The organism is Pseudomonas sp. DR 5-09 (genome assembly GCF_001655595.1).
In the GTDB taxonomy this organism is placed as follows: Bacteria; Pseudomonadota; Gammaproteobacteria; order Pseudomonadales; family Pseudomonadaceae; genus Aquipseudomonas; species Aquipseudomonas pharyngis.
This window is the reverse complement of sequence record NZ_CP011566.1, coordinates 4,587,780-4,599,172: the sequence shown is the minus strand read 5'-3', so window position 1 is coordinate 4,599,172 and position 11,393 is coordinate 4,587,780. Positions and strand designations below refer to the sequence as shown.

The following is an 11,393-nucleotide window of genomic DNA, read 5'->3' as shown; positions in this document are numbered from 1 at the left end:
AACCGTGCTGGCTATACATATATATGCAGAGCAAGCCTGTACTGCACTGAGGCTGATCCGCCGCTTGCCGGAAACGGGTTCGCCTCCTAGTCTTTGGAGGTTGGTCTGATAGAGACGGACAATCAGGCAGTGACCACGCAAGGAATCCCATGAAGCAAAAGCGGACTCTCGGAACGCCTCGGTTGCTGGGCATCGTCTGGCCATTTATCGCCGTCGTATTGTTTCAAGCCTTGCTGGGGGGGGTGAGCCTCTATGTCCTGTCGGCCGTTCGTGGTTATGTGGCGGGCGAGAGTCTCTGGTCCAAGGGCCAGAAAGACGCCATCTATTACCTCAATTTGTATGCCGATAGTCGTGACGAGGCGATTTACCTCAAATATCAGAACGCAATCGCCGTGCCTCAGGGCGGTCATCAGTTGCGTCTGGCACTGGACAGACAACCGCCCGATCTGCAATCGGCGCGCGAGGGCATCCTCAAGGGCGGCAACCACCCGGACGATGTTTCCAGCCTGATCTGGCTGTACCTGAATTTTCGTCACTTCAGTTATCTGGAAATCGCCATCGACCGCTGGACGCTGGGTGACGCCTATCTGGTGGAACTCGATGATGTCGCCCGGGAGATGCATCGGTCCATCATTGCCAATGCTGCCACCGAGGCGGATATCCGGCGCTGGAAGGACCGGATCTTTGCGATCAACGACGGCGTGACGCCCGCCGCCAAGGCCTTCAGTGATGCCTTGGGTGAAGGGTCGCGGGTGATCCTGCGTCTGTTGCTGTTCACCAACCTCGCCACGGCGCTGGGCCTGATCGTGCTGGCATTGCTGCGTACCCGCAAACTGCTCAAGCAGCGACATGCCTTCGCCGAGGCCTTGCAGCTGGAAAAGGATCGGGCTCATATCACGTTGCAATCGATTGGCGACGGGGTGATCACCACCGACGTGAGCGGGGCCATCGAATACATGAACCCGGCCGCCGAAGCCCTGACCCACTGGAAAGCCGAGCAGGCGGCCGGGTTGCCACTCGCGGCACTGTTCAATCTGCTGGACGACAACGCCCAGACCGAAGGACTGACCCTGATCGAGCATATTCTCAGCGGCCAGCTCAGCGGAGGCAGTGAACACTCCAAGCTGATCCAGCGGCTCGATGGCAGTACGGTGTCGGTGACCCTGGTCGGGGCACCGATTCGTAATTCCGACAAGGTCAGCGGCACCGTGCTGGTGCTGCATGACATGACCCAGGAGCGGCAATACATCGCCAATCTGTCGTGGCAGGCCACTCATGATGCACTGACCGGCCTGGCCAACCGCCGCGAGTTCGAATACCGCCTCGAACAGGCCCTGCATAACCTGACCCGGCAAGCTGGACGCCATGCGCTGATGTTCCTCGACCTCGACCAGTTCAAACTGGTCAATGACACCTGCGGGCACGCGGCCGGCGATGAATTGCTGCGGCATATCTGCGCGTTGCTGCAATCCGGCTTGCGCGAGGGCGACACCCTGGCGCGGCTGGGGGGGGACGAGTTCGGCATCCTGCTGGAGAACTGTGCCCCGGAGGCCGCCGAGAAGATCGCAGAGAGTTTGCGCCAGACCGTACAGAACCTGCATTTCGTCTGGAAGGGTCGGCCGTTCCTGACCACGGTGAGCATTGGCCTGGTGCATGTCGCGCAAACGCCGACCACCCTCGAAGCCTCGCTGCGGGCCGCTGACATGGCCTGCTACATGGCCAAGGAAAAAGGCCGCAACCGGGTGCAGGTCTACCATGCCGACGACTCGGAGCTGTCCCTGCGGTTTGGCGAGATGGCCTGGGTACAGCGACTGCACATGGCCCTGGAAGAAAACCGTTTCTGTCTTTACGCCCAGGAGATTGCTCCGCTGAGTTCGATTGCCGGTGGTACGGGCGGACACATCGAGATTCTGCTGCGTCTGCATGACGAAGCGGGCCGGATGATTCTCCCGGACAGTTTCATACCGGCGGCCGAGCGTTACGGATTGATGACATCGCTGGATCGCTGGGTTGTGCAGAATGTATTTAAGGTTATTGCCCAATGTATTAACGATAAGTGTCAGGGTCCTCTGGCAATGTGTGCGATTAATCTTTCAGGCATTACTATCGGAGATGACGCGTTCTTGCACTTTCTGCGGGAACAGTTTGATAACTACGGCATACCGCCTGAAATGATTTGTTTTGAAATTACAGAAACCAGTGCCATTGCAAATCTGGGTAGTGCAATCAGATTTATCAATGAACTCAAAGGCTTGGGTTGTTACTTTTCTCTGGATGATTTTTGCGCCGGAATGTCTTCATTCGCTTATCTGAAACATTTGCCTGTAGACTTCCTGAAGATCGACGGGAGTTTCGTAAAGGATATGCTGGACGACCCGATTAACCGCGCTATGGTCGAAGTGATCAATCACATCGGGCATGTCATGGGTAAGCAGACAATTGCCGAGTTTGTCGAGACAGCGCAGATCGAGCAGGCATTGCTTGAAATCGGCGTGGATTACGCTCAGGGTTATGTTATTGAACGCCCGCAGTTGTTTACCTGTGACAGTTTGCAAAGTCGGCCCGCCAGACCGCAGCCGTTGTTGTTCAAGGCGCCTGGCACATTCCGTTGAAGTCTCTTGCCGATCCTTACAATCACAAATCAAAAGGAGCCGAACAGTGATCGACACATTCAACCGAACCGGACCACTCATGGAAGCTGCAAGTTATCCCGCCTGGGCGCAACAGTTGATCCAGGATTGCAGCGAGAGCAAACGCCGGGTTGTCGAACATGAACTTTATCTGCGCATGCGTGATAACAAGCTCAGCGCCAGAACCATGCGCCAGTACCTGATCGGGGGCTGGCCCGTCGTTGAGCAATTCGCGTTGTACATGGCGCAGAACCTGACCAAAACCAAATTCGCCCGCCACCCGGGCGAGGACATGGCGCGGCGCTGGTTGATGCGCAACATTCGCGTCGAACTCAATCATGCCGATTACTGGCTGCACTGGAGCCGGGCCCATGGGGTGAGCCTGGAAGATCTGCAGGCACAGCAAGTGCCACCGGAATTGCACGCCCTGAGCCACTGGTGCTGGCACACCAGTTCGGCGGATTCGCTGATCGTGGCCATCGCGGCCACCAACTACGCCATCGAAGGCGCGACCGGGGAGTGGTCGGCGCTGGTGTGTTCGACGGGGGTCTATGCCGCCGCTTTCCCTGAAGAAGATCGCAAACGGGCCATGAAGTGGCTGAAGATGCACGCCCAGTACGATGACGCCCACCCGTGGGAAGCGCTGGAGATCATCTGCACTCTCGCCGGGCTAAACCCGAGCAAAGCCTTGCAGGCGGAACTGCGACAGGCCATCTGCAAGAGTTACGACTACATGTACCTGTTCCTTGAGCGCTGCATGCAGCTTGAGCTGTCGGAGCGGGTGTTGGTCGGGCGTGAGCGTCGGGCGCTGGTCGAGAGCTGATTTGGGCGACACCCATAAAAAAACGGGAGCCTTGGCTCCCGTTTTTTGTTGGCGCAGAAAATCTAGCCTGCCATGGTCAGGCGATTGCGGCCTTCGCGCTTGGCGACATAGAGCGCGCTGTCGGCGCGACGCAACAGGCTGTCGGCGGATTCGCCCGGCAACAGGGTCGAGCAGCCGAGGCTCACGGTCAGTTCGATCAATTGATTATTGGCGAAGTAATCCTGGGCCTGCGCCGCCTGACGCAGGCGCTCGCCGACCATGGCGGCCGCATCGCGACCGGTGTTGGACAGCAGGATTAGAAATTCTTCCCCGCCATAACGGAACACCATGTCGACATTGCGCAACTGGCCCTTGATTGACGCGGCCACGGCTTTGAGGACGTCATCGCCGGCGCTGTGACCATGAAGGTCGTTGACCTGTTTGAAGTGGTCGATATCCAGCATCAGCACCGACAGTGGTTGCAGGTGCCGGCGCGACATTTCGATTTCTCGCAGCAACGTCTGCTCCATCGCAATGCGGTTACCGGCTCCGGTCAACGGATCACGCAGGGCGCTCTGAGTGGCGGCGCGGTAAAGCAATGCATTGCGCATCGGGTACAGCAGGGCCGACAGCAGTGACTCGAGATAACCCAGTTCCTGTTCGTTGAAGCGCTGGTTGCGGCGGAACACCAACTCACCCATATGCTCGCCTTCGTGGCTGAGGCTATAGCTCGCCGAATGGTGCCCGCGAGCACCGAACTCCAGGCGCAAGTCGCTGCCGTCGTGCACGTAGGTCAGGGCGTCCAGCGGCACCAGGCGCTGAACTTCGCGGAAAAACAGACCGAGGATGCGTTGAGGCTCAAGGCTGGTTTGCAGTTGCAGGCTCATGTGCTGGCGCAATTGCGCCAGGCTGACAGGTCGCGCCAGCAGGGGAGGCTGCTGACCAAAGCCCAGGCGTTGCAATTTGGCACTGTCGAAGTCAATTGCAGTGGTCTGGGAGGGTGATTTCATATGGCGTGAGCCCCTAAGCAGTAAGTCTGTCTTACAGGCTGGGTGAGAGCGGCTATGGGCTGCGCGTCATACTGGTCCATCAGTCCCGTAGGACATTTGGGGTAAGTTTAGTCTGCCCAATGACGATTAGTCAGCTATCGAATCAGGCCTTGCCCGACTGCTTTCACACGGCGTGCTTTGAGGACATGTAGAGCGAAAGTCGTGCCACACGGTTCATATTTTTTGAAAATTGTTATGAATCAATAGCTTGAGATTTTTCAGTAAAGCGGGGTGGTGGTTATTTGACTGAGTTGGCGCTACTCAAAGCGGCAATTGCATGCCGCGACGGGATTCCGCCACGGCAACAATTGCGACGTATGGCATTACTGGGCGTTGAAGGCCTGGCCATTGATACCCGTGCTATCCGGGCCCATCAGGTACAAATAGACCGGCATGATCTCTTCCGGTGTCGGGTTGTTCAGCGGGTTCTCACCGGGGTACGCCTGTGCGCGCATGCTCGTGCGGGTGCCGCCCGGATTGATGCTGTTTGAGCGTACCGGCGCCACGCCGTCGATTTCATCGGCCAGAGTCTGCATCAGCCCTTCAGTGGCGAACTTCGACACGCCATAGGCGCCCCAGTAAGCACGGCCCTTGCGCCCGACGCTGCTGGAGGTGAACACCACCGAAGCATCCTGTGAAAGCTTGAGCAGCGGCAGCAGGGTGCTGGTCAGCATGAACATCGCGTTGACGTTGACCTGCATGACACGCATGAAGTTTTCACCGGACAACTGCTCGATCGGCGTGCGCGGGCCAATGATCGAGGCGTTGTGCAGCAGGCCGTCGAGGTGGCCGAACTCGGTCTCGATCATCGCCGCCAGCTCATCGTATTGATGGGGCAAGGCGGTTTCGAGGTTAAACGGGATCACGGCCGGTTGCGGATGACCGGCCGCTTCGATCTCGTCATAGACCTGGGTCAGGTTGGCTTCGGTCTTGCCCAGCAGCAGCACGGTCGCGCCGTGGGCGGCGTATGTCCTGGCGGCCGCCGCACCGATGCCACGACCGGCACCGGTGACCAGAATGACCCGATCCTTGAGCAATTCGGGGCGAGCGGTGTAATCAAACATAAAAAACCTCATCAAGAGTCAGATCGTTCCCCTGCGCAGCAAAGGAATGCAGCCAATGACGCTCCGCGTCAGGTCTCAGCAGCTGCAGAGTGCGTTATCCAGCACCTTGCGCAATTCCAGCGGATGATCCACCACCACGTCCGCGCCCCAGTGACGAGGGTTGTCGTCGGGGTGAATATAGCCGTAGGTCACGGCAGCGGTCCTGGTACCGGCGTCACGACCGGATTCGATATCGCGCAAATCATCGCCGATGAACAGGACGGTCGACGGATCCAGATCTAGCATCTTGCAGGCCAGGGTCAGCATCTCGGGATCCGGCTTGCTGTTCTTCACGTGATCCGGGCAGATCAGCAGGGCCGAGCGCTCGGCCAGCCCCAGCTGCTGCATGATCGGCTCGGCGAAGCGCAGCGGCTTGTTGGTGACCACGCCCCAGACCAGATTGGCTTTCTCGATGTCGGCCAGCAATTCGCCCATGCCGTCGAACAGCTTGCTGTGCACGGCGCAGCCCACCAGATAGCGCTCGAGGAACTCCAGGCGCAACTCCTCGAAGCCCGGCGACTCCGGATCCATCGAGAACGTCACCGCGACCATGGCCTTGGCGCCGCCGGAAATTTCGTCGCGGATGTGTTTGTCGTTCATAGGCGGCAAACCGCGATCCGCACGCATCGCCTGGCAAATGGCGATGAAGTCCGGCGCGGTGTCGAGCAGCGTGCCGTCCATGTCGAAAAGGACTGCTCTGATGGCCATCGGCTTATTCCTCGCGCAGGGTCTGGATCATGTAGTTGACGTCAACGTCCGCCGCCAGCTTGTAGTGTTTGGTCAGCGGGTTGTACGTCAGACCGATGATGTCCTTGACGGTCAGGCCGGCCATGCGGCTCCAGGCGCCGAGCTCGGACGGGCGAATGAATTTCTTGAAATCGTGAGTGCCGCGCGGCAGCAGCTTCATGATGTATTCGGCACCGATGATGGCGAACAGGTAGGCCTTCGGGTTGCGGTTGATGGTGGAGAAGAACACCTGGCCGCCGGGCTTGACCATGCGGAAGCAGGCGCGGATCACCGAGGACGGATCCGGTACGTGCTCGAGCATTTCCAGGCAGGTGACGACGTCGAACTGCTCGGGCATTTCTTCGGCCAGGGCTTCGGCGGTGATCTGGCGGTATTCGACGTTCACGCCGGATTCCAGCTGATGCAGTTGCGCGACTGCCAGCGGCGCTTCGCCCATGTCGATGCCGGTCACGGTCGCGCCGCGCTGGGCCATGGCTTCGCTGAGAATGCCGCCACCGCAACCGACGTCGAGGACCTTCTTGCCGGCCAGGTTGACGCGCTCGTCAATCCAGTTGACCCGCAGCGGGTTGATGTCGTGCAGCGGTTTGAACTCGCTTTCGCGGTCCCACCAGCGATGGGCCAGGGCTTCGAATTTGGCGATTTCGGCGTGGTCGACGTTGCTCATGATTCAATCCTCTAAAACTTGAAAAAGGCTGTAGCCCCGAAGTTTGCGCCGGGGTGTTTACGATTCGGTGTGGCCGCTGATGCGTCGGCCCCAGGCCCGGGCGGTTTCGCCGAGCTGTTGTTCGTCCAGTCGGGTCAGACGCCGGTCGTCAAGCAACTGCTTGCCGGCGACCCACAGGTGTTTCACGCAGTCGCGACCGGTGGCGTATATCAGTTGCGAGACCGGGTCATAGACCGGTTGTTGCGCCAGGCCGGACAGATCGAAAGCGACGATGTCTGCGGCCTTGCCGAGCTCCAGCGAGCCGGTCTCGGCTTCGATTCCCAGGGCTCGCGCGCCGTTCAACGTGGCCATGCGCAGGGCCCGGTGGGCGTCCAGCGCGGTGGCCGAGCCGGCGACAGCTTTGGCCAGCAGCGCGGCGGTGCGGGTTTCACCCAGCAGGTCCAGGTCATTGTTGCTCGCCGCGCCATCGGTGCCGACCGCGACGTTGACCCCGGCCTGCCACAGACGCTCCACCGGGCAGAAGCCGCTGGCCAGTTTCAGGTTCGACTCCGGGCAATGGATCACGCTGGTGTTGCTTTCTACCAGCAACGCCAGGTCGTCATCGCTGATCTGGGTCATGTGCACGGCCTGGAAGCGCGGGCCGAGCAGGCCGAGACGACCGAGGCGGGCCAGCGGGCGTTCGCCGTGCTGTTCGAGCGCTTGCTGCACCTCGAAAGCGGTTTCGTGGACGTGCATGTGGATCGAGGCGTCCAGTTCTTCGGCGATCACGCGGATTTTTTCCAGGTTCTCGTCGCCCACGGTGTAGGGTGCATGAGGGCCGAAGGTGATCTTGATGCGCTCGTGATGTTTCAGGTCGCCGAACAGTTCGACGCCCTGACGAATGGCTTCATCGGCGCTGGCGGCACCCGGAATCGGGAAGTCGAGGATCGGAATCGCGATCTGCGCACGGATTCCGCTGTTGTGCACGCGCTCGCTGGCAACCTTGGGGAAGAAGTACATGTCCGAGAAACAGGTGATGCCACCTTTTATCTGCTCGGCGATGGCCAGATCGGTGCCGTCACGCACAAAATCTTCATCGACCCATTTGCCCTCGGCCGGCCAGATGTGGTTTTCCAGCCAGGTCATCAGCGGCAAATCGTCGGCCAGGCCACGGAACAGCGTCATTGCGGCGTGGCCGTGGGCGTTGATCAGGCCGGGGCTGAGCAGCACGTCCGGCAGTTCGCGGACTTCGGCGGCGTTACACTTCAGCGCTTCGGCACGCGGGCCGATGAACACGATGCGGCCGTCGCGGATGCCCAGGCCGTGCTCCTTGAGCACAACGCCTGCGGGTTCGACGGGTACCAGCCAGGTCGGCAGCAATAATAAGTCGAGCGCAATGGCAGGTTTCGGCATCGAGGGTCGGTTCCAGTGCTTTTGTGAAGGATGGCGAAGTATACCCGAGCGTCTTCGCGGGGGGATCGCTATAATCGGCGGCTTTTGTTCATGAGTGCGGGGTGAGGGATGCGCGATCGACTGTTGGCTGCGGAGAAAGTAAAGGCCATCGATTGGCGTGATGGCGCGCTCCACCTGCTGGATCAGCGCGTTTTGCCGTTCGAGGAAAACTGGATCGCCTACACCAGCGCCGCCGGCGTGGCCGAAGCGATTCGTTCGATGGTGGTGCGCGGTGCGCCGGCCATCGGCATCAGTGCCGCCTACGGCATCGTACTGGCGGCCCGTGCCCGGATTGCCGAGGGGGGCGACTGGTACGCGGCGCTGGAAGAGGATTTCATGCTGCTGGCCGATTCCCGGCCGACAGCGGTCAACCTGTTCTGGGCGTTGAATCGCATGCATGACCGGCTGGACCGTTTGAAGGAAAACGCCGATCCACTGGTGGCGCTGGAAGCCGAGGCCATCGCCATTCATGAAAGCGATCGCGAGGCCAACCTGACCATGGCTCAGCTCGGCGTCGACCTGATCCGCAAGCATCAGGGCAATGCCCAGGCGATTCTGACGCACTGCAACACCGGCGCCTTGGCTACCGGCGGTTTCGGCACGGCGCTCGGGGTGATTCGTGCCGCATTCATCGAAGGCATGGTCGAGCGCGTCTACGCCGACGAGACCCGGCCGTGGCTGCAAGGCTCGCGCCTGACCGCGTGGGAACTGGCCAACGAAGGCATTCCGGTGACCCTGAATGCTGACTCCGCCGCTGCGCACATCATGAAAACCAAAGGCGTGACCTGGGTGATCGTCGGCGCTGACCGGATCACCGCCAACGGCGACGTGGCGAACAAGATCGGCACCTATCAACTGGCGGTCAACGCCATGCACCACGGCGTGCGTTTCATGGTGGTGGCGCCGAGCTCGACCATCGACATGAATCTGGCCAGCGGTGATGACATTCCGATCGAAGAACGCGACGGCGCCGAGTTGCTGGAGGTTGGCGGCAAACGTGTCGGGGCTGACGTTGAGGCGTTCAACCCGGTGTTTGACGTGACCCCGGCAGACCTGATCGATGCGATCGTCACCGAAAAAGGCATCGTCGAGCGCCCGGACACCGCGAAAATGGCGCAGTTGATGTGCCGCAAGCGCTTGCATTGACAGTCGCAAGAAGCGCTGGATGACAGGGCGTAGCAGCCCGGTCATGACAGTGCGGACTTCGCTGTAGAAGTCTGCACAGTCACGAACGAGGCTGGATGGTGTGGGCTCTGACAGTAGTGGCAACCGTCAACGGACTATTTGAACGACCAGCGCTTGTGCCCCAGATAACTGGTAAACACTGGGACAACGATGCCGACGGCATGAGCCATCTCGTTGGCAAACAGCGTGATGCCGATCGCCGGAAACACATAGTGTGCAAGCCCCAGGCTGATCAGCCAGGTCTGAGCCACCGCGACCAGATTCACCAGTATGAAAAAAAATGCGGATCGGTGCGTTGACTGGCTGCTTTCTGTGAATACAAAAAGCTTGGCCAGTATAAACGCCGTTACCATACCGGTGATGTAAGCCAGAATGACTGCCGTGGAAAAGTCGAACCAAATGCTATAGAGCAGTCTCGAGCAAAAGTTGACGGCGGCAGCTGTGCCGCCGGTCAGTAGAAATGCCAAAAACTGCCGGCTCATCATCGTGTCCTTCACTCAGCAGCATCCTTCGCCATCTTTCGTCCGAAATCGATGCTTTCAGAGATGCCTCGATCTTCGGGGTAGTAATAGGAAGTGTCGGCCACCCAAAGGCCTTTGACTGGCAGCGATACAGGTGGCAACCGGTCAAGATAGCCTGGATCGCAAATTGGTTGGGCATAACGATAACGACTGGCGTAAATATCAATGAAGTCGTCATCCGTCAGTTCCGGGTTGATTTTCTTCAGGTAATGACGAACTTTGTTGAGGAATACCTCGTTAGGCTCCTGAAACTTTGGATGCTCGCCCGGTACATAGAAAGGCACGTAGACAATGTGCTCTTTCATTGGGCGTAAGTTGCTGTATTCAACCAGGCCTGGAATGTCCATTTCCGGGTCATTGGTGTTGAGCCAGAAGTTCTCTGTCAGTGCCTTGCGCAACTTTACAATGACACACACGACGGCGATGTTCTTCAGCGCTTTGAAACGCTGCAGGATCTCGTCAGGAAGGTCGGGCATCACTTTTGGCACGTAAGGTAGCGGAATGGTGCTGATGACTTTGTCGAATTGCTCGACCTTGCCATCAACTTCCACGCCTTTTACCTCGCCGCCTTCAATCAATACTCGAGTAACCGGAGCCTTCAACCGGATCTCGCCACCGTGCTCACGAATACTCCCTGCCATCGCATTGAGCAGCGTTTCCGAGCCACCTTCCAGGTAGCCCAGCTTTTCTTTGAACAGGTTGTACCGAGATCTGCCGATACGCCGAATACGGCTCCAGATCCAGGCGGCGGACAGATTGCCGGTGTGGTCGTAGAACTTGTAGTCAAACAGGCGACGCCAGAGCACTTCCCACGCTTCATCGCCTACCCAGCGCTTGATCCAGCCAGTCGCCTCGACATTGTCCAGCGGCTTCCAGTCATTGCGCTTGGTCGAAAGAAAGGCGTGAAGGCCATAGCGGAATTTGGCGGTCAGGCTCAGTCCCTTGAACTTTAGAAGCGCGAACGGATTGCCCCAGGCCTGGAGTCGGTTCTGATACCAGTAACCCATCTTGGTCTCGACCCAGCGCATTTCTTCAGCCAGGCCAAGTTCGTCCAGCATCTTCAGAAATGCATGGTCGGAGATGCAGTGGAAGTGGTAATAGCGCTCGATGCTCAACCCCGAGAAATCGAAGGGTGCAGTCATGCCCCCCACGCGATCATCGGCCTCGAAGATCACCGGAGTGTGTCCGTCACGTGCCAGTTGATAGGCCACAGCCAGCCCCATCGGGCCGGCCCCTAAGACAGCAATTCGTTGTGTCATGC

10 protein-coding genes are annotated in these 11,393 nt (G+C 59.2%); 3 read left to right on the top strand and 7 right to left on the bottom strand.

Annotation, left to right across the window (positions count from 1 at the left end; genetic code table 11):
* Nucleotides 1-149: 149 nt before the first annotated feature.
* A complete protein-coding gene (locus PDR5_RS20555; RefSeq protein WP_064598459.1) occupies nt 150-2,612 on the top strand; it encodes an EAL domain-containing protein in 2,463 nt (820 codons plus the stop codon).
* A 46-nt stretch (nt 2,613-2,658) separates the two neighbouring features.
* Nucleotides 2,659-3,453, top strand: a complete 795-nt coding sequence (locus PDR5_RS20550) for a TenA family transcriptional regulator (RefSeq protein ID WP_064598456.1) — start codon at nt 2,659-2,661, stop codon at nt 3,451-3,453.
* A gap of 62 nt (nt 3,454-3,515) precedes the next feature.
* Here the strand turns inward: PDR5_RS20550 and PDR5_RS20545 are convergent, their stop codons facing one another.
* The 5 genes from PDR5_RS20545 to PDR5_RS20525 all read right to left on the bottom strand — a co-directional run bounded on the left by PDR5_RS20545 (nt 3,516) and on the right by PDR5_RS20525 (nt 8,387).
* On the bottom strand, nt 3,516-4,442 hold the full coding sequence (locus tag PDR5_RS20545) for a GGDEF domain-containing protein (RefSeq protein WP_064598454.1): 927 nt from the start codon (nt 4,440-4,442) through the stop codon (nt 3,516-3,518).
* 362 nt (nt 4,443-4,804) lie between these two features.
* On the bottom strand, nt 4,805-5,545 hold the full coding sequence (locus tag PDR5_RS20540; protein WP_039770568.1) for a YciK family oxidoreductase: 741 nt from the start codon (nt 5,543-5,545) through the stop codon (nt 4,805-4,807).
* Between the two features lie 75 nt (nt 5,546-5,620).
* A complete protein-coding gene (gene mupP / locus PDR5_RS20535; protein ID WP_064598451.1) occupies nt 5,621-6,292 on the bottom strand; it encodes an N-acetylmuramic acid 6-phosphate phosphatase MupP in 672 nt (223 codons plus the stop codon).
* 4 nt (nt 6,293-6,296) lie between these two features.
* Complete coding sequence (ubiG, locus tag PDR5_RS20530) at nt 6,297-6,995, bottom strand: bifunctional 2-polyprenyl-6-hydroxyphenol methylase/3-demethylubiquinol 3-O-methyltransferase UbiG (RefSeq protein WP_039770564.1); 699 nt, start codon at nt 6,993-6,995, stop codon at nt 6,297-6,299.
* A gap of 57 nt (nt 6,996-7,052) precedes the next feature.
* On the bottom strand, nt 7,053-8,387 hold the full coding sequence (locus tag PDR5_RS20525) for a TRZ/ATZ family hydrolase (RefSeq protein ID WP_064598449.1): 1,335 nt from the start codon (nt 8,385-8,387) through the stop codon (nt 7,053-7,055).
* A 108-nt stretch (nt 8,388-8,495) separates the two neighbouring features.
* On the opposite strand from PDR5_RS20525, the gene mtnA reads away from it, so the two are divergent.
* Complete coding sequence (gene mtnA / locus PDR5_RS20520; RefSeq protein ID WP_039770560.1) at nt 8,496-9,572, top strand: S-methyl-5-thioribose-1-phosphate isomerase; 1,077 nt, start codon at nt 8,496-8,498, stop codon at nt 9,570-9,572.
* A gap of 134 nt (nt 9,573-9,706) precedes the next feature.
* Here mtnA and PDR5_RS20515 read toward each other — a convergent pair whose 3' ends face one another.
* Together PDR5_RS20515 and PDR5_RS20510 are read right to left on the bottom strand one after the other, a co-directional pair.
* On the bottom strand, nt 9,707-10,108 hold the full coding sequence (locus PDR5_RS20515) for a GtrA family protein (RefSeq protein ID WP_236189929.1): 402 nt from the start codon (nt 10,106-10,108) through the stop codon (nt 9,707-9,709).
* Nucleotides 10,105-11,391: an NAD(P)/FAD-dependent oxidoreductase gene (locus PDR5_RS20510; protein ID WP_064598446.1), complete on the bottom strand. Its 1,287-nt coding sequence runs from the start codon at nt 11,389-11,391 to the stop codon at nt 10,105-10,107. Before PDR5_RS20510 ends, PDR5_RS20515 begins: the two co-directional genes overlap by 4 nt.
* Nucleotides 11,392-11,393: the final 2 nt, after the last annotated feature.